Origin of the sequence: Streptomyces sp. NL15-2K (assembly GCF_030551255.1) — a bacterium.
Classification (GTDB): Bacteria; Actinomycetota; Actinomycetes; order Streptomycetales; family Streptomycetaceae; genus Streptomyces.
Genome location: NZ_CP130630.1, coordinates 2,953,151 through 2,975,260, shown reverse-complemented (window position 1 = coordinate 2,975,260; position 22,110 = coordinate 2,953,151). Strand labels below are relative to the sequence as shown.

Below are 22,110 nucleotides of genomic sequence, written 5' to 3'. Positions count from 1 at the left end.
TGACGTACGCGAGGGGCGCACCCGTCATCGGATGCGCCCCTCATCATGTGTCCGGGCCGCAACAGCCCGTCACGCGGATTCAGTTGTGACCGAAGCGCTTCTGGCGCCCCTTGCGGGCCATGTCGCCAGGCGTCACCTGGGTGATGCGCTGCTCGGCCTGCGTCTCCGCCGACGACTGCTGGGCCTGCTGCTGACCACGCTCGGACTGCGGCTGCTTACGGTCCTGCTTCTTGTTCTTGGCCATGGTGATCTACCTCCTGCGGGGGATCTAGGGGCCAGGGCCGGGACCAGATTCACATAGGCTGGCAAAGCGTGCATGTCGGATAATTACCGTCCGTGACAGGGTTCGTCGCAGAGCGATGCCCCGAAACGCCACGCCGAAGATCGAGTTCCGGCCGTTAACCCCCGCGTGGTCGGGCAGACTCGAAGCAAGCCCGAAGCAAACCTCCCGGGAAGAGGGTGAGTCGTGTGGACCGCTGCATCGTCCTGGTGGACGCCGGGTATCTGCTGGGGGCCGCCGCCAGTCTCCTTGCCGGGGAGCCCTCGCGATCCCGGATCACCGTCGATCACGCCGCCCTCATCCAGGGGTTGCGCGAGCGCGCCGAGTCCGACACGGAACGGCCCCTGCTGCGCATCTACTGGTTCGACGGCGCCCCCGACCGCGTCCCGCAGCCCGAGCACCGCAGACTACGGGTGATGCCCCGGGTCACCGTCCGGCTAGGTGCGCTCACCCGCAGCGACGGACGCTGGGCGCAGAAGGGCGTCGACGCCGCCATGCACGCCGAGCTGACCGAGCTCGCCCGCAACCGCGCCTGCTCCGACGTCGTCCTCGTCACCGGCGACGGCGACCTGCTGCCGGGCATGATGGCCGCCAAGGAGCACGGTGTCGCCGTACACCTGTGGGCGGTGCAGGCCGCCGACGGCGATTACAACCAGTCCGAGGACCTGGTGGCCGAGGCCGACGAGCGGCGCGTGCTGGACCGTACGTGGATCACCAAGGCCGTACGCGCCAAGGAGCTCGGCGGGATCTGCGCGCCGCCGCCCGCGCCGCGGCCCGAGATCGCGGCGATCCTGTCCGCGCCGCTGCCGGAGTCCGGGATGGCCTCGGGGCCCGAGCGGTCCGCCGAGGAGGGCGAGCACGCCCCCGCGCCCGCCCCATCGCAGAACGGCGCGCAGGAGCGGGTCCCCGCGCCCAAGGGCGTGCCCACGCCCAAGGACCTGGCCGCGCTCCGGGCACCCGGCGTGCAGCCCGCCCAGCCGCCCCAGACCGCGACCCTGCGCTGGTCCTCCGACAAAGGCTGGGTCGACCGTCCCGGTGTCGCCGCCGAGCCCCCCGAGGCCGCATCCATGCCGACGCTGGCGCAGCTGACCACCGCCGAGCAGCGGTGGGCCGACCGGGAGGAGGACATCACCACGGTCGGCGGCGATCCGTTCGAGGTGGGGCAGGTCTTCGCGCGGCGCTGGATGGAGCGGCTGGGGGACCAGAGCCATCTGCAGAAGCTGTCGGGGATGTACCCGCGGATTCCGCACCGGATCGACGGCGAGTTGCTCAGGTACGCCGCCCGCTTCGGGCTGCTCGCCCACAAGGACGACCAGATCGACGAGCACGACCGGTACGCGATCCGGGCCGGGTTCTGGCGGGAGGTCGACGTCCGGACGGCCGCGGAGCACGCGCCTGCCGGTGAATGAGTTCCTTACCGGTGGATTTGCCGTTATGGGCCGACCCGAGAGCGGGCGGGCACCGCGGACCCCGTAGTCTCGTCCCTTGTGAGTACGCGCGCGGCACAGGCACTTCGGCACGGTGGCGATGTCGTGTGCGCGGTGCGCGGACTGACCAAGACCTATCCCGCGGTACGCGGCCGGCGCGGCGTGCCGGCAACGCCCGAGGTGAGGGCCACCGACGACGTACGGCTGGACATCCGCCGCGGCGAGATCTTCGGACTGCTCGGGCCGAACGGCGCCGGCAAGACCACCCTCGTACGGCAGCTGACCGGGCTGATGCGGCCCGACTGCGGCAGCGTCGAGATCCTCGGGCACGACATCGTGCGCCATCCGGAGCGGGCCGCGCGGATCCTCGCCTACCTCGGGCAGGAGTCCACCGCCCTCGACGAGCTGACTGTGTCGCTCGCCGCCGAGACCACCGGGCGGCTGCGCGGCCTCCAGGCGGGCCGGGCGCGGGCCGAGCGGGACGCCGTACTGGACGAGCTGGGCCTCACGCCGATCGCCGGGCGGCCGCTGAAGAAGCTGTCCGGCGGGCAGCGCCGGCTCGCCTGTTTCGCCACCGCGCTGGTGGGGGAGCGGCCGCTGCTCGTCCTGGACGAGCCGACCACCGGTATGGACCCCGTGGCGCGCCGCGCGGTGTGGTCCGCCGTGGACCGGCGCCGGGCCGAGCGCGGTGCGACCGTGCTGCTCGTCACCCACAACGTCATCGAGGCCGAGACCGTCCTCGACCGGGTCGCGGTGCTCGATCGGGGGCGGGTGATCGCCTGCGACACGCCCACCGGGCTGAAGGAGCAGGTCGCCGGCGAGGTCCGGGTCGACCTGGTGTGGCGTGAGGCGGCGCCGCTGCACATCCCCGAGGTCGCGGCGTTGCAGGACCGGGCCGTGGAGTCCGGGCGCCGCTGGACGCTGCGGCTCGGCCCGGACGAGGCCCGCGCGGTCGTCGCCACCGTCACCGGCGGGGCCGCCTTCGCGGCGCTGGACGACTTCACGCTGACCACACCGAGCCTGGAGGACGTGTACCTGGCGCTGGGCGGCGCCGCACAGCAGGGGCTGGTGAAGGCTTGAGCATCCTGAGCACACGGACCGTGGCCTTGAGTACGCGGACCGCCGCATCCGTACGGGACAGGGCGACTGCCGGAGTGAAACCCAGAGAGGGGAGCCGCGCGACGTGAGTGTCGTACCCGCCGAGGTTCTGCCGGGCAGCGCCCTGGCCGTGGAGGAGACGGTCCGGGAGGCGGCCGAGCTCGGACCCCGCGCGCGGCTGTGGCCGGCGCTGGCGGCCGTGTACCGGGCGCAGCTGTCCCGGGCGCGGGTCGCGCGCATCCCGCTGCTGTTCGTGGCCACGTTCCAGTCGATCGGGATCATGATCCTGATGCGCGGGGTCGTGGACGACGGGGCGGAGGCGCAGGCGGTGGTCGCCGGTTCGTCGGTGTTGGTGGTCGCCTTCGTCGCGCTGAACCTGCTCGCCCAGTACTTCGGCCAGCTGCGGGCCAGCGGCGGGCTCGACCACTACGCGACGCTGCCGGTGCCGCCGGCGGCGATGGTGCTCGGGGCGGCGGGCGCGTACGCGTCGTTCACCGTGCCGGGGACCGTCGTGACCGCCGTCTTCGGAAGCGTGCTGTTCGGGCTGCCGCTGGCGCACCTGTGGGTGCTCGCCGCGGTGATCCCGCTCGCCGGCGCCGCGCTCGCCGGGCTGGGGGCCGCGCTGGGGCTGCTCGCGCCGCGTCCGGAACTGGCCACGCTGCTCGGGCAGCTGGGCATGTCCGCGGCGCTGCTGCTGGGGGTGCTGCCGGCGGACCGGATGCCGGAGGCGGTGCGGTTCGCCCGCGATCTGCTGCCGTCGACGTACGGCGTGGAGGCGCTCGCGCGGACCTTCGGGCCGGACCCCGACTGGGCCTTCGTGCTCGGCGATCTCGCCGTGTGCGGGGCGGTCGGCGTGGTGTCGCTGGCCGTCGCCACCTGGGCGTACCGTCGGGCGGCCGTCCGGTGACGCGGCGCACAGGCGGGCCTGGCACGATGTCGGAGTGACCGCACCGTTGACTCCTCCACCGCCGCCGCATGAACAGCCGTCGCACAATGCGTGGCAGGCCGCGCCTCCCGGGTACGTGGCTTCCACGCCGGATGCGGACGCGTACGGCGCGCACGGTTCGTACGGACAGGATGGGCAGGATGGGCCCGGGATGAAGACCGAAGTGCGGGAGGCCGCCGTGATCACGGTGGCGGTGGCGCTCGGTGGGGTGCTGCTCGGGGTGCTGTGGTGGTGGCTGGCGCCGCATGTGCCGCTGGTCGGTGACGTGGTGGACAGGAACTGGGTCGTCTATCTCAAGGACACCGAGGGGGAGCAGGCGGTCGGGGTCGACGGAACGTTCACCCTGCTTGCGGCGGCCTTCGGGGTCCTGAGTGCGTTCGTCGTGTTCCTCCTGCGGCGGCGTGGGGGAGTGCCGCTCGTGGTGGCGCTGACCCTCGGGGGGCTGCTGGGGTCGTTGCTGGCGTGGCGGCTCGGGGTGTGGCTGGGGCCGGCGCAGGATGTGGTCGCGCATGCGAAGGACGTGGGCAAGGGGGTTACGTTCTCGGCGCCGTTGCAGTTGGGGGCGAAGGGGGCGTTGCTGGTGTGGTCCCTGGCCGCGCTGGTCGTTCATCTGGGGTTGACGGCGTTGTTCGGGCCTCGGGATCCAGAGCCGTATCCGCCGGGGCCGTATGGGGTGCCGCCGGCGTAGGGCTGTCGGTGGGTTGTGGTTGCGGCGGATATTTTCTCGCCCCCGCCGCCCCTACCCGTCCCATCCTTGGGGGCTGCGCCCCCAGACCCCCCTGTCGGCCCTGAACGGGCCTTGTCCTCAAACGCCGGACGGGCTGGGATTGCCCGACCGGCGCTTGGAAGTGCTCCCTCCCGGCGAAGGGTCACGCACGGCCGATGGGCGCCACCACCGCTTCCGTCAGTTTGGTCAGGTCTTCGGGGGCGAGTTCGACCTCCAGGCCGCGGCGGCCCGCCGAGACGCAGATCGTGGGGTGGGCGGAGGCCGAGGCGTCCAGGACCGTGGGGAGCTTCTTGCGCTGGCCGAGGGGGGAGATGCCGCCGCGGACGTAGCCCGTGGTGCGCTCGGCGAGTGCCGGGTCGGCCATCGCGGCGCGCTTGCCGCCGGCCGCCGCCGCCAGTGCCTTGAGGTCCAGCTGGCCGGCGACGGGGACGATCGCCACCGTGAGGGCGCCGTCGACGTCCGCAACCAGCGTCTTGAACACCCGCTCCGGCGAGACGCCCATCGCCTCGGCCGCCTCCTCGCCGTAGGAGGGATGGGAGGGGTCGTGGTCGTAGGAGTGGACCGTGTACGACATTCCCGCGGCCGTCAGGGCCACCGTCGCCGGCGTGCCGCCCGACTGTTGCTGCTTCTGCTTCGACTGCTTCGGCTTCTTCGCCATGGAGGCCTGTCCCCGCCTGTTCCCAGTGGTCGTACGTCAGTTGAGACTCGTCGGACCGCGCGTCAGGTCCGACGACGGCAACGACGGCAGACTACGGATGATCGCCGTCTCCGAGCGAAGGAGTTTCAGCTCGTCACGCAGCCGGGACGCGGTGTCCGGGGCCTGGAGCAGACGCTGCTTGGTCGGGGTGTCCAGCATCATCGCGGCGGCGACGAGGTACGAGACCACGGAGGGTTCGTCGGGCAGGTCCGCGCCGGTGGACAGGGAGCGCTCGCGCGCGCCCGCCAGGCGCTTCTGGTACTGGCGGAAGGCTCGCAGGACCCCTTCCGCGAGCGCCCCCGCCTCGTCGCCCGGCTCTTCCGGCAGCTCCTGAAGCTCCGCCGTCAGGAACGGGCCCGACGCGTCGACCGACAGCAGGCGCATCCTCGTCGTCCCCGTCGCCAGCACCTCGAAGGTGCCGTCGGCCCGCTCCCGTACCGTCGCGGCGTCCGCCACGCAGCCGATCCCGTGGAAGGACTTGATCGGGTCCTCGCCGAAACCGGCCGCCGCCCCGCGCTCGGGCACGGCCGTCAGGTCCGGCATGCCGGGCGAGGTCGGGGCCACCTCGTGGCCGTCGCGGATCGCCACGACCGCGAAACGGCGTGGTTCTTCCTCGGGAGTCTTCAGCAGCTCGCGCATCATGGCGCGATAACGCTCCTCGAAGATGTTCAGCGGTAGCACGAGCCCCGGGAACAGCACCGAGTTCAGTGGAAAGAGCGGCAGGCGGACGGTGGTCACGACGCAAGAGCCTAATGGTCGCCGGAGCGGGCGCGTCCGGCGTGCTCACTCCCTGGATGCCCGCCGGCCGTCTTCCGGCGGATCTCGTCGCGGATCTCCAGGAACCGGCCGAGCGGATCGTCCGAGAACCGGCCCCAGGGGAAGGAGGTGGCATACGGGCCGATCAGGCGCAGTTGCTCCCCGGCGTCCGTCCAGCGCTCCAGCCGTACCAGGACGTACATCAGCTTGTTCCGCACCTCGGCCGGCCACGGGTCGGCCGCCGGGAATCGGGCGGAGAGCGCGATCACCCGGTCCGCCGCCGCGTCCAGCCGTGCGCGTGACACCTCCGGGCCGCGGCCGTCGGTCAGGTAGGAGAAGGCCGCCCGCGCCGGCAACGCCTGGACGAGTGAGCCGGCCGGAGCGTCCTGCGCGGCCAGATCGGCGAAGTCGAAGCACGCGTGGTGGGAGCTTTGCCAGAAGGCGGCGAGGTACCGCAGGGCCGCCACATGGCAGCCGTAGTGGTGCGGGGCGCGGCGGACCGCGGCCTCCCACAGCTCCTCGAAGTACGTGTGCCCGGCGTTCGAGCCGCGCGCGTGGTCCAGCGCGATCCGCCAGGGCACCGGGTCGCTGAGGTCGCCATGCGCGGCAGCCGTGATCAGGGGGCTCACCTCGCGCAGCAGTTCCGCCCGAGCCGGCGACCCCCAGCAGCGGTCGACCGCGAGCTGGGCGCCGACCAGCAGGGCGTCCGGGTCGTGCGGGGCGGCCGTACGCCACTCCTCGTACCACTCGTCGCGTGAGCGGGCGAAGGCGGCGAGTCTTCGCGCGTAGCGGTCGCGGTTCTCCCAGTCGGCTTCGGCGCGCGTGGCGGCGAGCAGTTCGCGGGCCGGGGCGTATTCGCCCCGCGCGGCCGCGACCAAGACCGGTGCCAGCCGGTCGTCGGGAACGTCGAGGAGTACCTCGTCGTCGGCGGGCGGCGCCGTGCGCGGCGCGTCCCTTCGAGCCAGTCCGCGCACGGGCCACGAGGGAGGCCGGTACGTCCGGGACGTGCGGTTGAACGGGGGCAGCAGAGCCATGTGGTGACACCCCTGTGCGCCTGAACCGGCGCCGCTCTCGCGGGCCGGGTTGCTCGCCGACGTGGTCGCGCAATCGGTGATTGCGCTGAGAAGACGGCTCATAAGGCGCAATGGTTGTACGCCTTGAGGAAGGCTCAGTTCCTGCGCAGCAGCCGCGTCGCACCCGCCGCCACCGTCGTCGCCAGGATCCAGCCGAGCAGGATCATCGCGGCGGCCAGCCACTGCCAGCCGCCGCTCAGCTGCCAGAACCCGACCTGGCCCAGGTCGATGACCGGAAGCAGCAGGTCGAGGGCGAAGAGGGCCGGGTTCCAGTCCGGATGCTCGCCGCGTTTGAGCGGCGGATGGCTGGCGCGGGCGAAGGCCACCGAACTCGCCGCCCACAGCACCGCCATCCATACGGCGGCCCGGCCCGGCCGGTACCCGTAGGCGACCGTCCAGTCCTGCGCGTACCCCCACAGCTTCGCGGCGATCGGCAGGCTCTCGCGGCGCCGGCGCTGCTTGGCGAGCAGCACCTCGCGCGCGTCCTCGTCCTCGCCGCCGGCCCGCAGCACGGTGGCCAGCCGCTCGTACGGCTCCGGGTTGTACTCGGCGGTCGCCGCCGCCACCCACTCCAGCCGCTCGTTCAGCGGGAACGGGCCGCGCGGCACCAGGTTCTCGTAGCTGAAGCCACCCATGTGCAGCCGGCCGGGCCCCGGCCAGGCGTCCGCCCGGTCCATCAGGTTGACGACCCGCGCCCCCGACAGCACCACGCCCCCGCGCGCCGGCCGCTCCCCGAGGAAGCGCAGCTCGGGCGTCTGAATGCGGCGCAGCGACAGCTCCTGCTCGTCGGTGAAGGTGAACCGGGCCCGCTCCAGGTCGACCGCGTCCCCGAACCGCCCGTCGTCCAGGCGCACCCCGCCCTCGCACTCGAACCGCTGGATACGCGTCCCGCGCGCGGGCGTCGTCCCGCTCAGCAGCGGATTGCCCACGCCCGCCGGGGTCAGATACAGCGAGCGCTCCACCGTCAGCTGCGGGGCGTTCAGGGCGAACCGGGTGTACGGGTTGACCAGCCGGGCGCCGCGCAGGCTGAGCGACACGCCGATCTTGGCGCTGCGCAGCCTCAGCTCACCGTGCGACTCCAGCATCTCCGCCTGGAGGTCTTGGCCGACGGTCATGCCGTCCCCGGCGATCGAGCGGCCGCTGCGGTCGCGGTAGACGATCGCCTGGTTGAGCATCAGGTCCGTCCCGATCTGCGCGTCGGTGAGCCGGATGCCGTTGTGGAAGCGGCAGCGCGGCAGGTGCAGATCGCCCTCGGTGTGGACCCGGGCGGCCTCCAGACGCGGCACCGAGCAGTCCACCATCCGTACGGTCGTGAAGTGGGCCTCCGGCAGCAGGACGTCCCGCTCGAAGCGGCAGCCGCGCATCTCGACGTACGGCACCACCGTGCCGCCCGCGAGGTCCAGGGAGTCGCTGATCTGCACGCCGACGAGTTTCAGGGACGACACCCGGCCCGCGAGCGCGGGCGGTCCGTCGAGCAGCAGCCAGCACACGATGCGGGCCCGCACGGTCCGCTCGGGCCCCCAGGGGTGCCCGCCGTGCGGATCGTCGACCACCGTGTCGCCGCTGCTCAGGTCGTACACGCTGCCGTTGCGGAAGGCCTGCCACATGCCTGCCTCGGCGGCGGTCAGATCGTCCGGCAGGTCCCCGTCCCGGATGCCGGCCCCCTCGGTCACGACTTTTCCTTCCTCCCCGTCCGCTCTTCCGGTTTCGTGGTTTCGTGGTTTCGTACAATCGTTCATGCCCGCTGAGTGACGCCTCGAACGCCCCGGGTGAAGGCGATCTTCCGGGTTTCCGCCGGGATTCGTATCAGCCACTGGAATGCGCGGACAGGCTCCGACGAGGGTCTGCGAGAATTGACCGCGTGCTGCGATCTCTCTCTCTGGCCCGAATCGATCTGCGCGGCGACGCCCTTCCCGAGGGCCCCGCCCTGCGCGACCTGCTGCCCCGAGCCGACTTCGATGTTCAGGCCGCCCTGGAGAAGGTGCGTCCGATCTGCGAGGCCGTACATCATCGGGGCGACGCGGCGCTGATCGACTTCGCCGAGAAGTTCGACGGCGTCAAGCTCGACCAGGTGCGGGTGCCGGCCGCGGCGCTCACCCGCGCGCTGGAGGAGCTCGACCCGGCCGTGCGCGCGGCCCTGGAGGAGTCCATCCGGCGCGCCCGGCTCGTCCACCGCGAGCAGCGCCGCTCCACCCACACCACCCAGGTCGTGCCCGGCGGCTCGGTCACCGAGAAGTGGGTGCCGGTCGACCGGGTCGGGCTGTACGCGCCCGGCGGCCGGTCGGTGTACCCGTCCTCCGTGGTCATGAACGTCGTGCCCGCGCAGGAGGCCGGCGTCGAGTCGATCGCCCTCGCCTCCCCGGCGCAGGCCGAGTTCAACGGGCTGCCGCACCCGACGATCCTCGCCGCCTGCGCGCTGCTCGGCGTCGACGAGGTGTACGCGGCCGGTGGCGCCACCGCCGTCGCGATGTTCGCGTACGGCACCGAGTCCTGCCCGCCCGCCAACATGGTCACCGGCCCCGGCAACATCTGGGTCGCCGCCGCCAAGCGGTACTTCACCGGCCGGATCGGCATCGACGCCGAGGCCGGCCCGACCGAGATCGCGGTCCTCGCGGACGACACGGCCGACCCGGTGCACGTCGCCTCCGACCTGATCAGCCAGGCCGAGCACGACCCGCTGGCGGCCGCCGTGCTCGTCACCGACTCCGTCGCGCTCGCCGACGCGGTCGAGAAGGAGCTGGAGCCGCAGGTGGCGGCCACCAAGCACATCGAGGACCGGATCCGTCCGGCCCTGGCCGGCCGGCAGTCCGCGATCGTGCTGGTCGACGGGATCGACGAGGGCCTGCGGGTGGTCGACGCGTACGGCGCCGAGCACCTGGAGATCCAGACGGCCCGCGCTCAGGAGGTCGCCGACCGCGTGCGCAACGCCGGCGCGATCTTCGTCGGCCCCTGGGCGCCCGTGTCGCTCGGCGACTACGCGGCCGGGTCCAACCACGTCCTGCCCACCGGCGGCTGCGCCTGCCACTCCTCCGGCCTGTCCGTCCAGTCCTTCCTGCGCGGCATCCACATCGTGGACTACACGCGGGACGCGCTGGCCGAGGTCGCGCACCACGTGGTGACGCTGGCGGAGGCGGAGGACCTGCCCGCGCACGGCGCGGCGATCAAGGCGAGGTTCGGGTGGAAGGTACCGGCGAGCAAGTGAGCTTCGGAATCGACGATCTCCCCGTACGGGACGAACTGCGCGGCAAGTCCCCTTATGGCGCGCCCCAGTTGGACGTCCCCGTACGGCTGAACACCAACGAGAACCCCTACCCGCTGCCCGAGCCGCTGGTCGAGCGGATCGCCGAGCGGGTGCGCGAGGCCGCCCGGAACCTCAACCGCTACCCCGACCGGGACGCCGTCGAGTTGCGCACCCAGCTCGCCAAGTACCTGACGGACACCTCCGGCCACCAGGTCGGCCTGGCGAACGTGTGGGCGGCCAACGGCTCCAACGAGGTCATCCAGCAGCTGCTGCAGACCTTCGGCGGGCCGGGCCGTACGGCGATCGGCTTCGAGCCGTCGTACTCGATGCACGCTCTGATCGCGCGCGGCACCGGAACCGGCTGGATCTCGGGTCCGCGCAACGAGGACTTCACGATCGACCTCGCCGCCGCCGAGAAGTCCATCGCCGAGAACCGGCCGGACGTCGTGTTCATCACCACCCCCAACAACCCCACCGGCACCGCGGTCCCGCCGGAGACGGTCCTCGCGCTGTACGAGGCCGCGCAGGCCGCCAAGCCGTCCATGGTGATCGTGGACGAGGCGTACATCGAGTTCAGCCACGGCGACTCGCTGCTGCCGCTCATCGAAGGCCGGCCGAACCTCGTCGTCTCGCGGACGATGTCGAAAGCCTTCGGCGCGGCCGGCCTGCGCCTCGGCTATCTCGCCGCGCACCCGGCGGTCGTGGACGCCGTGCAGCTCGTACGGCTGCCGTACCACCTGTCGGCGATCACGCAGGCGACCGCGCTGGCCGCCCTGGAGCACACCGACACACTGCTGGGATACGTCGAGCAGCTGAAGGCCGAGCGGGACCGGCTGGTCACCGAACTGCTGGCGATCGGCTACGAGGTGACCGCGTCGGACGCCAACTTCGTGCAGTTCGGACGGTTCGACGACGCCCAGGCGATGTGGCGGAAGATCCTCGACCGGGGCGTCCTGGTCCGGGACAACGGCGTGCCCGGCCGGCTGCGGGTCACCGCCGGAACCCCCGAAGAGAACGACGCGTTCCTCGACGCGGTCCGTGAGTTGAAGAAGGAGAGCGCATGAGCCGCGTAGGCCGCGTGGAGCGGGTGACGAAGGAGACCTCGGTCCTCGTCGAGATCGATCTCGACGGGTCCGGCAAGGTCGATGTGTCGACGGGCGTCGGCTTCTACGACCACATGCTCGACCAGCTCGGCCGGCACGGTCTGTTCGACCTGACCGTGAAGACCGAGGGCGACCTGCACATCGACTCCCACCACACCATCGAGGACACCGCCCTCGCGCTCGGCGCCGCCTTCAAGCAGGCGCTCGGCGACAAGGTGGGGATTTATCGATTCGGCAACTGCACGGTCCCGCTGGACGAGTCCCTCGCCCAGGTGACGGTCGACCTGTCCGGCCGCCCCTACCTCGTGCACACCGAGCCCGAGAAGATGGCGCCGATGATCGGCGAGTACGACACCACGATGACCCGGCACATCCTGGAGTCCTTCGTGGCCCAGGCGCAGATCGCGCTGCACGTGCACGTGCCGTACGGGCGCAACGCCCACCACATCGTGGAGTGCCAGTTCAAGGCGCTGGCGCGGGCGCTGCGGTACGCGTCCGAGCGCGACCCGCGCGCGGCCGGCATCCTCCCGTCCACGAAGGGCGCGCTGTGAACGGCACCTCCACCATCCTGATCGTCGTCGGGCTCTTCTTCCTCGGCGGCGTCTACTCCTTCGTCAAACAGAAGATGCCCACGAGCCTGATCGCGCTGGTCTCGATCGGCGCCGCGATGTGTCTCGTCGCGGGCATCCTGAGGCTGGAGGTGTGGAATTGAGCGGCTCAGTCAAAAGGCAGCGGCGCGTCGTCGTCTTCGACTACGGCTTCGGCAACGTCCGTTCCGCCGAGCGTGCCCTCGCGCGCGCGGGCGCCGACGTGGAGATCACCCGCGACTTCGAAACGGCCATGAACGCGGACGGCCTGCTGGTGCCGGGCGTCGGCGCCTTCGCCGCCTGTATGAAGGGCCTGACGGAAGCGCGCGGGGACTGGATCGTCGACCGCCGGCTGGCGGGCGGCCGCCCGGTCATGGGCATCTGCGTCGGCATGCAGATCCTCTTCGCGCGCGGCATCGAGCACGGCGTGGAGAGCGAGGGCCTCGCCGAGTGGCCCGGCTCGGTCGAGCCGCTGCAGGCCGACATCGTGCCCCACATGGGCTGGAACACCGTCGAGGCCCCGGCCGGCTCCGAGCTGTTCGCCGGCCTGGACGCGGACGCGCGCTTCTACTTCGTGCACTCCTACGCGGTCCACGACTGGACGCTGCAGACCGCGAACCCGGCGATGGCCCAGCCGCGCGTCACCTGGTCCACCCACGGCAAGCCCTTCGTGGCCGCCGTCGAGAACGGCGTCCTGTGGGCCACGCAGTTCCACCCCGAGAAGTCCGGCGACGCCGGAGCCCAGCTCCTCACCAACTGGATCGGAACACTGTGAGCAAGCTCGAACTCCTCCCCGCCGTCGACGTCCGCGACGGCCAGGCCGTCCGCCTCGTGCACGGCGAGTCCGGGACCGAGACGTCGTACGGCTCTCCGCTGGAGGCCGCCCTCGCCTGGCAGCGGGCGGGCGCCGAGTGGCTGCACCTGGTCGACCTGGACGCGGCGTTCGGGACGGGCGACAACCGGGCGCTGATCGCCGAGGTCGCCGAGCGCATGGCGGAGCTGCACATCAAGGTGGAGCTGTCGGGCGGTATCAGGGACGACGCCTCCCTGGCGGCGGCCCTGGCGACCGGCTGCACGCGGGTGAACCTCGGCACGGCCGCCCTGGAGACCCCGGAATGGGTCGCCAAGGTCATCGCCGAGCACGGCGACAAGATCGCGGTCGGTCTCGACGTACGCGGCACGACCCTGCGCGGCCGCGGCTGGACCCGTGACGGCGGCGACCTCTACGAGACGCTGGAGCGCCTCAACAAGGAGGGCTGCGCCCGGTACGTGGTGACGGACATCGCCAAGGACGGCACGCTTCAGGGCCCGAACCTGGAGCTGCTGAAGAACGTCTGCGCGGCGACCGACCGCCCTGTCGTGGCCTCCGGCGGCGTCTCGTCCCTGGACGACCTCAGGGCGATCTCCGGCCTGGTGCCCCTCGGTGTCGAGGGAGCCATCGTCGGGAAGGCCCTGTACGCGAAGGCGTTCACCCTGGAAGAGGCCCTGGAGGCGGTAGCCAAGTGAGCGACGTCCGACGCGTCACGACCGGCGCGCCCTGGGAGGAGACCTTCGGGTACTCCCGCGCCGTGGAGCTGCCCAACGGTCTGGTGCTGGTCTCCGGCTGCACGTCGATAATCGACGGCGAGATCGCCGGAGGCGGCCCCTACGAGCAGACGATCAACGCCTTCGGCGTCGCCTTCGCGGCGCTGGAGCAGCTGGGCCTCGGCCGTGACGACGTCGTGCGTACGCGCATGTACATCACCCATGCCCGGGACGTGGAGGACATCGGACGCGCTCACAAGGAGCTGTTCGACTCCGTCCGGCCCGCCGCATCCATGATCATCGTCTCCGGCTTCGTGGACCCCAGCCTGGTCGTCGAGGTCGAGGTGGAGGCGTTCCGCCCCAGCGGAGAACACGGAGTGTCGCAGTCATGACCCTGGCGATCCGAGTCATCCCCTGCCTGGACGTGGACAACGGCCGGGTTGTCAAGGGTGTCAACTTCCAGAACCTGCGCGACGCGGGCGACCCCGTCGAGATGGCCAAGGTGTACGACGCCGAGGGCGCCGACGAGCTGACGTTCCTGGACATCACCGCCTCGTCGGGCAACCGCGAGACGACGTACGACGTGGTGCGGCGCACCGCCGAGCAGGTGTTCATCCCGCTGACGGTGGGCGGCGGCGTCCGTACGGCCGAGGACGTGGACAAGCTGCTGCGGGCGGGCGCGGACAAGGTCGGCGTGAACACCGCCGCCATCGCACGGCCCGAGTTGATCCGTGAGATCGCGGAGCGGTTCGGGCGGCAGGTGCTGGTGTTGTCGGTCGACGCGCGCAGGACCGAGAGCGGGTCCTTCGAGGTGACCACCCACGGCGGCCGCAAGGGCACCGGCATCGACGCCGTCGAGTGGGCGCACCGGGCCGCCGAACTGGGCGCGGGCGAGATCCTGCTCAACTCGATGGACGCGGACGGCACGAAGGACGGCTACGACCTGGAGATGATCGCCGCCGTCCGCAAGCACGTGACGGTCCCGGTGATCGCCTCGGGCGGCGCGGGCAAGCTGGCGGACTTCCCGCCGGCGGTCGCGGCGGGGGCGGACGCGGTGCTCGCGGCCTCCGTCTTCCACTTCGGCGATCTGCGGATCGGGCAGGTGAAGGACGCGTTGCGGGGTGCGGGTCATCCGGTGAGGTGATGCCGCGCTCTGCTTGAGCCCCGGTTGCCTGGTGGTGGCCGGGGCTTTCTTCTGGGAAGATGCGAAAGAGAAGTTGCGCAAAATATATTGCGCAACTTTTCTTTCGCATCTACGGTGAGGGTATGGCAAGCAAGGAGAGAGACCTCCCGATCACCGACCTGGGCACGCTCAAGGCCCTTGCCCATCCGCTGCGGATGAAGCTGTACCGGGGTCTGGTCGTGGCCCGGGTCGCCACCGCCTCGCAGCTGGCCGACCAGGTCGACGAGGCCGTCTCGCTGGTCAGCTACCACCTGCGCAAGCTGGCCGAGCACGGGCTCATCGAGGAGGCGGAACCGCAGAGCGCGGACGGCAGGGAACGCTGGTGGAAGCCCGCCTCGGAGGGCGTGAGCATCCGCGACAAGGACTTCCGGGACGCGCCCGAGCGGGCCGCCGCGCACCTGTCGGCCACCCGGCTCTTCCACGAGCAGCGCGCCGACATGTACCGCCGCTACCTCGACGAGCGCCCCACCTGGGGTCCTGAGTGGAACTCCGCCGCCCCCGACAACGAGGCCCTCCTGCGCCTGACCCCGGCCGAACTGGCCGAGCTGGGCGAGGAGTTGCTCGCGCTCGCCAGGAAGTACGACGAGAAGGGCCGCGCCGCCGAAGCAGCCGGCGACACCGAAGGGCGAGAGAACGTCGCGCTGCACGTGTACGGCTTCCCGTTCCGTGTCTGAGCCCGAGCCCGAGCCCGAACCCGAGCCCGAACCCGAGCCCGAGCCCGAGCCCGAATCCGAGAGGACCCCCTCCGTGAGCGCCACACTCACCGCCCCGGCCCCGGCCCCCGTCACCGACAGACCGGCCCACCGGGACGGCAACGTCCTGCGCTGGCTCGCCGCCTACACCTCGTCCATGGTCGGCGACAGCGTGTACTACATCGCCCTCTCCTGGGCGGCCGTACAGGCCGGGACGCCCTCGCAGGCCGGCGTGGTCATGGCGGTGAGCGCCGTCCCGCGGGCCCTGCTGATGCTGGGCGGGGGCGTGATCGCCGACCGGCTCGGGCCGCGCAGGGTCGTCATCGGCAGCGACGTGGTGCGCTGCGCGGCCGTGCTCGCGGTGGCGGCGCTACTGTTCCTCACCAGCCCGGGCCTGTGGCCGCTGGCGCTGCTCGCGATCGTCTTCGGCACCGTCGACGCCGTGTTCATGCCGGCCGTGGGTGCCCTCCCCGCGCGCGTGACGAGCCGCGACCAGCTCGCGCGCGTGCAGGGCATGCGGGGCCTCGGAATCCGCTTCGCGAGCGTCGTCGGCGCCCCGCTCGGCGGTCTCGCGGTCGCGGTCGGCGGCGCGACGGCGGCCTTCGGCCTCGCGGGCCTGCTGATCGCGGTGTCGGTGCCGCTGCTGGTCTCCGTACGACTGCGGGAGCTGCCCCCGGACGACAAGGCGGCCGCCCGGGGTGACACCGCCTGGCGCGACTTGGTGGCGGGCCTGCGCTACATACGCCGGCACCGCGTCCTCGCCCCGCTGATGCCGGCCATCGCCCTCGGCGACCTCGGCTTCGTCGGCCCCCTCAACGTCGGCCTGACCCTGCTCGCCGACGAGCGCGGCTGGGGCGCCTCCGGCATGGGCTGGGTGCTCGCCGGGTTCGGCACCGGCGCGGGCGCCGCCTCCCTCCTGCTGACCGTGCGCGGGCGCCTGCCGCACGCCGGGCAGGTCGCGGCGTACGCCATCCTCGCGGGCTCGGTGGCGATCGGCGGCCTCGCCTTCGTCCCGGGCGTCCTCGCGGCCGTCGGGGTGGCCCTGCTGATCGGGCTGCTCGCCGGGCTCAGCGGCGCCACGTGCGGCGCCCTGCTGCAGACCCAGGCCGACCCCGCCTACCTGGGCCGCGTCACCGCCGTCTCCGGTCTGGTGAGCCTCGGCTTCGCGCCGCTGAGCATGCCGCTGTCCGCCGCGGCCATCGGCGCCTGGGGGACCGGCCCGGTGTTCGTCATCAGCGCCCTGGTCTGCGGGCTCGGCGGGGTCGTCGCCCTGGGGGTACGGGACCTGCGGCGCGCGGAACTGCCCCGCTGAGGCCCCGTCTGCCTCTGCTCAGATACCGAGCTGCTTCGACCCGTGCAGCTTGTCGATCGCCTCCTTGTCGCCGTCCAGCTCGACCTTGGCCTCGTTCTGGCGGCCGTACAGGAACAGCAGCAGCTCCGACGGTTCGCCGGTCGCCGTCACCACCGGCGTGCCGCGGTGGGCGACCGCCGTCTGGCCGTTCGGGCGGCGCAGCACCAGGCCCGTCGGAGCGCCGCGGCCCGTCAGGCGGGCGGTGCGCTCCAGGCGGGACCACAGGGCGTCCTGGAATACCGGGTCGAGTTCGCGCGGTGTCCAGTCGGGCTGGGCGCGGCGGACGTCCTCGGTGTGGACGTAGAACTCGATGGTGTTCGACGCCTCGTCGAGCTGCTTGAGCTGGAAGGGCGAGAACCGTGGCGGGCCGGTCCGGATCAGCTGGATCAGCTCCGCGTACGGCTTCGCGGTGAACTCGTCCATCACCTTCTCCAGGCGTGGCGCGAGTTGCTTGATCAGTATCCCGCCGGCGGCATCGGGGCGGCGCTCGCGCACCACCACGTGCGCGGCCAGGTCGTGGGTCCGCCAGCCCTCGCAGAGGGTCGGGGCGTCCGGGCCCACGGCCTCCAAGAGGTCGGCCAGGAGAAGTCGTTCACGCTTGGCGAAGGTCGACATGGCAGCCAGCCTACGACCGCGCCCCAGGTCCGCCCAGTGGACACTCCAACTGGCTTGTCAGTGGCGCGCGGCACAATGGCAACCATGACCAGCACGCCTCCATCCAGTCACCTCGACGCGGAGATCGCGGCGCGCCTCAAGCGCAGCGCCGACGGACTCCTGCCCGCCATCGCCCAGCAGTACGACACCGGAGAGGTGCTGATGCTGGGCTGGATGGACGACGAGGCGCTGCACCGCACCCTGACCACCGGCCGCTGCACCTACTGGTCACGCAGCCGCCGGGAGTACTGGGTCAAGGGCGACACCTCCGGCCACTTCCAGTGGGTCAAGTCCGTCGCCCTCGACTGCGACGCCGACACCGTGCTGGTCAAGGTCGACCAGGTCGGCGCCGCCTGCCACACCGGCGCGCGCACCTGCTTCGACGCCGATGTGCTGCTCAAGGACGGCATCGACATGGGCAGCAGCGACATGGGCAGCGGCGACAAGGACGGCATCGACAAGGACGACATCGACAAGGACGGCGCCGATCCCGGCGTACCGGCCGTGGATCAGTAAGGTCAGCCGCCATGGACCTAGAGACGTTCCGCAAGCTCGCCACCGACCGCCGCGTCATCCCCGTCACCCGCAAGCTCCTCGCCGACGGCGACACTCCGGTCGCGCTCTACCGCAAGCTCGCCGCCGAGCGCACCGGCACCTTCCTGCTGGAGTCCGCGGAGAACGGCCGCTCGTGGTCCCGCTACTCCTTCGTCGGCGTCCGCTCCACCGGCACGCTCACCGAGCGCGACGGCCAGGCGCACTGGCTCGGCGTCCCGCCCGTCGGCGTCCCCGTGGACGGCGACCCGCTCGCCGCCCTGCGCGCCACCATCGAGACCCTGCACACGCCCCACCAGGAGGGCCTGCCGCCCTTCACCGGCGGCATGGTCGGCTATCTCGGCTACGACATCGTGCGCCGCCTGGAGAAGATCGGCCCCGGCGAGCGGGACGACCTGAAGCTGCCCGAGCTGACCATGCTGCTCACCAGCGACCTCGCCGTCATGGACCACTGGGAGGGCTCGGTCCTGCTGATCGCCAACGCGATCAACCACAACGACCTCGACACGGGCGTCGACGAGTCGTACGCCGATGCCGTGGCCCGTCTGGACGCCATGGAGGCCGACCTCTCCCGCGCGGTCGCCCAGCCGCCCGCCGTGCTCCCGCCCTCCGAACTGCCCGACTACACCGCGCTCTGGGGCGGCCCCGACTTCCAGGAGGCCGTCGAGGACATCAAGGAGCGCATCCGGGCGGGCGAGGCCTTCCAGGTCGTCCCCTCGCAGCGCTTCGAAACACCGTGCACGGCAAGCGCGTTGGACGTGTACCGGGTGCTGCGGGCGACCAACCCCTCCCCGTACATGTACCTGTTCCGCTTCGACGGCTTCGACGTCGTCGGCTCGTCCCCAGAGGCCCTGGTCAAGGTCGAGGACGGGCAGGCCATGGTCCACCCCATCGCCGGCACCCGGCACCGCGGGGCCACCCCGCAGGAGGACCAGGCCCTCGCCGACGAACTGCTGGCCGACCCCAAGGAGCGCGCGGAGCACCTGATGCTCGTCGACCTCGGGCGCAACGACCTCGGACGCGTCTGCGAGCCCGGCTCCGTCGAGGTCGTCGACTTCATGTCCGTCGAGCGGTACTCGCACGTCATGCACATCGTCTCGACGGTGACGGGGCGGATCGCCCAGGGCCGTTCGGCCTTCGACGTACTGACGGCGTGCTTCCCGGCGGGCACGCTCTCCGGCGCCCCCAAGCCGCGCGCGATGCAGATCATCGACGAACTGGAACCCTCCAGGCGCGGCCTGTACGGCGGTTGCGTCGGCTATCTCGACTTCGCCGGCGACTCCGACACCGCCATCGCCATCCGCACGGCCCTCCTCCGTGACGGCACTGCCTACGTCCAGGCGGGCGCCGGCATCGTCGCCGACTCCGACCCGGTCGCCGAGGACACCGAGTGCCGCAACAAGGCGGCGGCGGTCCTGCGGGCGGTGCACACGGCCAACCGGCTGGGCAAGTAGGGCGCTTCTCGCAGAATGGGGCGCTTCTCACTGAGCCCCGGGTGACGGTTCGCCCGGGGTTCACGCGATAGTGGAGTACGTGACTGCCGCACCTCACCCCCGTTCCGAAGCCGCAGGACCCGCCCGGGCCGGCCGCCTCAGTCTTGCTGTCGCTCTGCTGTGCGGTGCGCTCGGCGCGGCCGTCGCGTTGCTGGCCACCCGGCAGCAATGGTCGCAGGGCACCGCGACGGTGGCCGGCGGCGCCTTCCCGCTGACCGCCACGGGCAGCGACGTCACCGGCGTCCCCGCCGCCCTCGCCATAGTGGGCCTCGCCGCGCTCGTCGCCGTCTTCGCCGTCCGCCGGGCCGGCCGTTTCCTGGTAGCCGCCCTGCTCGCGCTCTCCGGCGCCGGCACGATCGCCGCGGCCCTGCTCGGTGCCTCCGACAGCTCCGCGCTCGACGAGAAGGCCGCGAAGGCCTCCGGCGACACCTCGGCCACCGTGGACGCGCTCTCCCACACCGCCTGGCCGTACGTCGCGGCCGCCGGCGGCGTCCTGCTCCTGCTCGCCGGACTGCTCGCCCTGCGCTACGGCCGCCTGTGGCCCGCGATGTCCGGCCGCTACGAACGCGACGGAGCCCCCCGCCCACGCCGTACCGCACGCGCCGTCGACCCGGACCGGCCCGAGGAGCTCTGGAAGGCCCTCGACCGGGGCGAGGACCCCACCGGAGCGTAGACGACAGGGCCCGGGGCCCGCCCGGTCCAGAACCGTGGGGCCGACCCCCGGACCGTCCCGCACGCGCGCGTGCGGGACAATGGACCATGAGCGTCCGGCTCAGACACGTACACAGCAACGAGGAGCAAGTCATGGCGGGCAGCAGCCACGGTCACACCCCGGCCGCCTGGACCGGTGTCACTATCGCGTTCATCGGTTTCTGCGTCTCGGGCGCCTTCATGGTGATGGCACAGCCGGCGGGCTTCTGGGCCGGCCTGGCGATCGTGGTCCTCGGTGGTGTCGTCGGCTGGATCATGCGGGCGATGGGCCTGGGCCAGCCGAAGAACGCCCACCCGGTGCACCACACGACCGGGGAGAAGCGCGAGCCGGCGAGCGTCGAGAGCTGACCTGAACTGTCTTCGAGGGGCGGCCCGAGCCGCCCCTCACGCGCGTCCGGGGGCCGCGCAGGGCACAATGCGAACGTGAACGCCGACAGCCAGGCCGACCGTCAGAAGGCGACTTCGTACACCGCCGTGCTGGGACGGCTGGCCGTCCCCGCGGGGGTGCTCGCGGCCGTGGCCGGGGCCTTCGCCTATGTGGGCACCGTGGACCCCAACGAAGCCGGTCACTATCCCGCCTGCCCGCTGCTGCGCTACACCGGCATCTACTGCCCCGGCTGCGGCGGGCTGCGCAGCGCGCACGCCTTCGTGCACGGAGATTTCACAGGAGCGCTCGGAGACAATGCTCTGGCCGTCGCGGGATACCTCGTCTTCGCGGTGGTGTGGACCGTCTGGGCGGTCCGCTCGCTGCGCGGACGGCCGCTGAGGATAGATCTCGGGCCGGTGCACCTGTGGAGTCTGGGCACGTTGCTGCTGGTCTTCACGGTTGTCCGGAACCTGCCGTTCGGCGACTGGCTACATCCTTGATCAACAGGCGAACGTCCATGTAGTGGGACCGGCGTCAACCGGATGCGAGGCCTACGCCTTCCTCCGGATACCATCACAGTGACCATCGGTTTCGTCTCATGAAGGCGGGCGGATGGCGGAAGCTCAACCGCTTGAACAGTCAGCTCAACCGCATGAACAGTCAACCGTCTGGAAGGGGGCCGCTCGCGTGAGTGTGCTCGACGAGATCATCGACGGAGTCCGTGCCGACCTCGCGGAGCGGCAGGCGCGCGTCAGCCTCGACGAGCTCAAGGAGCGCGCGGCGAAGGCTCCCGCGGCCAAGGACGGACTGGCCGCACTACGCGGCGAAGGCGTCAAGGTGATCTGCGAGGTCAAGCGCTCCAGCCCCTCCAAGGGCGCGCTGGCCGCGATCGCCGACCCGGCGGGCCTCGCCGCGGACTACGAGGCGGGCGGCGCGGCCATCATCTCCGTCCTCACCGAACAGCGCCGCTTCGGCGGCTCGCTGGCCGACCTGGAGGCGGTCCGCGCACGCGTGGACATCCCCGTGCTGCGCAAGGACTTCATCGTCACCTCGTACCAGCTGTGGGAGGCGCGGGCATACGGCGCCGACGTGGTGCTGCTCATCGTCGCGGCCCTGGACCAGTCGGCCCTGGAGTCCCTGATCGAGCGCGCCGAGTCCATCGGTCTCACCCCGCTGGTCGAGGTGCACGACGAGGACGAGGTCGAGCGCGCGGTGGACGCGGGCGCGAAGGTGATCGGCGTCAACGCGCGCAACCTGAAGACGCTCGAGGTCGACCGCACGACCTTCGAGCGGGTGGCGCCGGAGATCCCGGACAGCATCGTCAAGATCGCGGAGTCGGGCGTCCGCGGCCCGCACGACCTCATCGCGTACGCCAATGCCGGCGCCGACGCGGTTCTGGTCGGCGAGTCCCTGGTGACCGGCAAGGACCCGAAGACGGCGGTCGCCGACCTGGTCGCGGCGGGTGCGCATCCCGCATTGCGGCACGGCCGGGGCTGACGTCCCGATAAGGTTGGACCCGATGAGGCTCACGACCACCATGACGACCACGGATCGGTACGCCCGCCTCGCCCGCGGCTGCCGCCCCCGTGGCTGTCGCGCGCCCGCGAGGCGAGTGCACGGTCGACGGGTCCGGTACGTCATCGGTGAC

At 71.8% G+C, this 22,110-nt stretch carries 26 protein-coding genes; 20 read left to right on the top strand and 6 right to left on the bottom strand.

Going from position 1 to position 22,110, the window contains the following annotated elements; translation table 11 throughout:
- Positions 1 to 79 precede the first annotated feature (79 nt).
- The gene (locus Q4V64_RS12955; RefSeq protein WP_172629424.1) at positions 80 to 244 is read right to left on the bottom strand and encodes a hypothetical protein; all 165 of its coding nucleotides are present in this window, start codon (positions 242 to 244) and stop codon (positions 80 to 82) included.
- A gap of 224 nt (positions 245 to 468) precedes the next feature.
- On the opposite strand from Q4V64_RS12955, the gene Q4V64_RS12950 reads away from it, so the two are divergent.
- From Q4V64_RS12950 to Q4V64_RS12935, 4 genes are all read left to right on the top strand, one after another.
- Positions 469 to 1,689 carry an NYN domain-containing protein gene (locus tag Q4V64_RS12950; protein ID WP_124442995.1) on the top strand — a complete coding sequence of 407 codons (1,221 nt, stop codon included), beginning with the start codon at positions 469 to 471 and terminating at the stop codon, positions 1,687 to 1,689.
- 123 nt (positions 1,690 to 1,812) lie between these two features.
- Positions 1,813 to 2,787, top strand: a complete 975-nt coding sequence (locus tag Q4V64_RS12945; RefSeq protein ID WP_124443023.1) for an ABC transporter ATP-binding protein — start codon at positions 1,813 to 1,815, stop codon at positions 2,785 to 2,787.
- 103 nt (positions 2,788 to 2,890) lie between these two features.
- Positions 2,891 to 3,712: an ABC transporter permease gene (locus Q4V64_RS12940; RefSeq protein ID WP_124442996.1), complete on the top strand. Its 822-nt coding sequence runs from the start codon at positions 2,891 to 2,893 to the stop codon at positions 3,710 to 3,712.
- A gap of 34 nt (positions 3,713 to 3,746) precedes the next feature.
- The gene (locus Q4V64_RS12935; RefSeq protein ID WP_124442997.1) at positions 3,747 to 4,439 is read left to right on the top strand and encodes an AAA family ATPase; all 693 of its coding nucleotides are present in this window, start codon (positions 3,747 to 3,749) and stop codon (positions 4,437 to 4,439) included.
- Positions 4,440 to 4,620: 181 nt separating this feature from the next.
- Here the strand turns inward: Q4V64_RS12935 and ybaK are convergent, their stop codons facing one another.
- From ybaK to Q4V64_RS12915, 4 genes are all read right to left on the bottom strand, one after another.
- Positions 4,621 to 5,136, bottom strand: a complete 516-nt coding sequence (gene ybaK / locus Q4V64_RS12930; protein WP_124442998.1) for a Cys-tRNA(Pro) deacylase — start codon at positions 5,134 to 5,136, stop codon at positions 4,621 to 4,623.
- A gap of 36 nt (positions 5,137 to 5,172) precedes the next feature.
- Positions 5,173 to 5,913: an LON peptidase substrate-binding domain-containing protein gene (locus tag Q4V64_RS12925; protein WP_124442999.1), complete on the bottom strand. Its 741-nt coding sequence runs from the start codon at positions 5,911 to 5,913 to the stop codon at positions 5,173 to 5,175.
- 11 nt (positions 5,914 to 5,924) lie between these two features.
- A complete protein-coding gene (locus Q4V64_RS12920) occupies positions 5,925 to 6,965 on the bottom strand; it encodes a hypothetical protein (RefSeq protein ID WP_124443000.1) in 1,041 nt (346 codons plus the stop codon).
- Between the two features lie 134 nt (positions 6,966 to 7,099).
- Positions 7,100 to 8,677: an oxidoreductase gene (locus tag Q4V64_RS12915; RefSeq protein ID WP_124443001.1), complete on the bottom strand. Its 1,578-nt coding sequence runs from the start codon at positions 8,675 to 8,677 to the stop codon at positions 7,100 to 7,102.
- 206 nt (positions 8,678 to 8,883) lie between these two features.
- Between Q4V64_RS12915 and hisD the strand changes: the two genes are divergently transcribed.
- The 10 genes from hisD to Q4V64_RS12865 all read left to right on the top strand — a co-directional run bounded on the left by hisD (position 8,884) and on the right by Q4V64_RS12865 (position 16,646).
- Positions 8,884 to 10,206, top strand: a complete 1,323-nt coding sequence (hisD, locus tag Q4V64_RS12910; protein WP_124443024.1) for a histidinol dehydrogenase — start codon at positions 8,884 to 8,886, stop codon at positions 10,204 to 10,206.
- The gene (locus tag Q4V64_RS12905; RefSeq protein WP_124443002.1) at positions 10,203 to 11,309 is read left to right on the top strand and encodes a histidinol-phosphate transaminase; all 1,107 of its coding nucleotides are present in this window, start codon (positions 10,203 to 10,205) and stop codon (positions 11,307 to 11,309) included. Before hisD ends, Q4V64_RS12905 begins: the two co-directional genes overlap by 4 nt.
- Positions 11,306 to 11,899: an imidazoleglycerol-phosphate dehydratase HisB gene (hisB, locus tag Q4V64_RS12900; RefSeq protein ID WP_020137489.1), complete on the top strand. Its 594-nt coding sequence runs from the start codon at positions 11,306 to 11,308 to the stop codon at positions 11,897 to 11,899. Before Q4V64_RS12905 ends, hisB begins: the two co-directional genes overlap by 4 nt.
- Positions 11,896 to 12,060: a hypothetical protein gene (locus tag Q4V64_RS12895; protein ID WP_172629425.1), complete on the top strand. Its 165-nt coding sequence runs from the start codon at positions 11,896 to 11,898 to the stop codon at positions 12,058 to 12,060. Before hisB ends, Q4V64_RS12895 begins: the two co-directional genes overlap by 4 nt.
- Positions 12,051 to 12,710, top strand: a complete 660-nt coding sequence (gene hisH, locus Q4V64_RS12890) for an imidazole glycerol phosphate synthase subunit HisH (RefSeq protein WP_124443003.1) — start codon at positions 12,051 to 12,053, stop codon at positions 12,708 to 12,710. The genes Q4V64_RS12895 and hisH overlap by 10 nt, the downstream gene beginning before the upstream one ends.
- Entirely contained in the window at positions 12,707 to 13,441 is a 735-nt protein-coding gene (gene priA / locus Q4V64_RS12885; RefSeq protein ID WP_124443004.1) for a bifunctional 1-(5-phosphoribosyl)-5-((5-phosphoribosylamino)methylideneamino)imidazole-4-carboxamide isomerase/phosphoribosylanthranilate isomerase PriA, read from the top strand. The genes hisH and priA overlap by 4 nt, the downstream gene beginning before the upstream one ends.
- Positions 13,438 to 13,851 (top strand): RidA family protein, encoded by a 414-nt coding sequence (locus Q4V64_RS12880; protein WP_124443005.1) that lies wholly within the window; start codon positions 13,438 to 13,440, stop codon positions 13,849 to 13,851. Before priA ends, Q4V64_RS12880 begins: the two co-directional genes overlap by 4 nt.
- A complete protein-coding gene (gene hisF / locus Q4V64_RS12875) occupies positions 13,848 to 14,603 on the top strand; it encodes an imidazole glycerol phosphate synthase subunit HisF (RefSeq protein WP_124443006.1) in 756 nt (251 codons plus the stop codon). The genes Q4V64_RS12880 and hisF overlap by 4 nt, the downstream gene beginning before the upstream one ends.
- 122 nt (positions 14,604 to 14,725) lie before the next feature.
- Positions 14,726 to 15,316, top strand: a complete 591-nt coding sequence (locus Q4V64_RS12870; protein ID WP_124443007.1) for a helix-turn-helix domain-containing protein — start codon at positions 14,726 to 14,728, stop codon at positions 15,314 to 15,316.
- A gap of 73 nt (positions 15,317 to 15,389) precedes the next feature.
- Positions 15,390 to 16,646 carry an MFS transporter gene (locus tag Q4V64_RS12865; protein WP_124443008.1) on the top strand — a complete coding sequence of 419 codons (1,257 nt, stop codon included), beginning with the start codon at positions 15,390 to 15,392 and terminating at the stop codon, positions 16,644 to 16,646.
- Positions 16,647 to 16,664: 18 nt separating this feature from the next.
- Here the strand turns inward: Q4V64_RS12865 and Q4V64_RS12860 are convergent, their stop codons facing one another.
- Positions 16,665 to 17,300, bottom strand: coding sequence for a TIGR03085 family metal-binding protein (locus Q4V64_RS12860; protein ID WP_124443009.1), 636 nt, complete (start codon positions 17,298 to 17,300; stop codon positions 16,665 to 16,667).
- Between the two features lie 84 nt (positions 17,301 to 17,384).
- Here Q4V64_RS12860 and hisI point away from each other — a divergent pair, with 84 nt between their 5' ends.
- From hisI to trpC, 6 genes are all read left to right on the top strand, one after another.
- Positions 17,385 to 17,855 carry a phosphoribosyl-AMP cyclohydrolase gene (hisI, locus tag Q4V64_RS12855; RefSeq protein WP_124443010.1) on the top strand — a complete coding sequence of 157 codons (471 nt, stop codon included), beginning with the start codon at positions 17,385 to 17,387 and terminating at the stop codon, positions 17,853 to 17,855.
- An 11-nt stretch (positions 17,856 to 17,866) separates the two neighbouring features.
- Positions 17,867 to 19,345, top strand: a complete 1,479-nt coding sequence (locus tag Q4V64_RS12850) for an anthranilate synthase component I (RefSeq protein ID WP_124443011.1) — start codon at positions 17,867 to 17,869, stop codon at positions 19,343 to 19,345.
- 70 nt (positions 19,346 to 19,415) lie between these two features.
- Positions 19,416 to 20,057, top strand: a complete 642-nt coding sequence (locus Q4V64_RS12845) for a TIGR02234 family membrane protein (RefSeq protein ID WP_124443012.1) — start codon at positions 19,416 to 19,418, stop codon at positions 20,055 to 20,057.
- Positions 20,058 to 20,188: 131 nt separating this feature from the next.
- Positions 20,189 to 20,443 (top strand): HGxxPAAW family protein, encoded by a 255-nt coding sequence (locus Q4V64_RS12840; protein ID WP_124443013.1) that lies wholly within the window; start codon positions 20,189 to 20,191, stop codon positions 20,441 to 20,443.
- Between the two features lie 75 nt (positions 20,444 to 20,518).
- Positions 20,519 to 20,962, top strand: a complete 444-nt coding sequence (locus Q4V64_RS12835) for a DUF2752 domain-containing protein (RefSeq protein ID WP_124443014.1) — start codon at positions 20,519 to 20,521, stop codon at positions 20,960 to 20,962.
- A 187-nt stretch (positions 20,963 to 21,149) separates the two neighbouring features.
- Positions 21,150 to 21,959 (top strand): indole-3-glycerol phosphate synthase TrpC, encoded by an 810-nt coding sequence (gene trpC, locus Q4V64_RS12830; protein WP_124443015.1) that lies wholly within the window; start codon positions 21,150 to 21,152, stop codon positions 21,957 to 21,959.
- Positions 21,960 to 22,110: the final 151 nt, after the last annotated feature.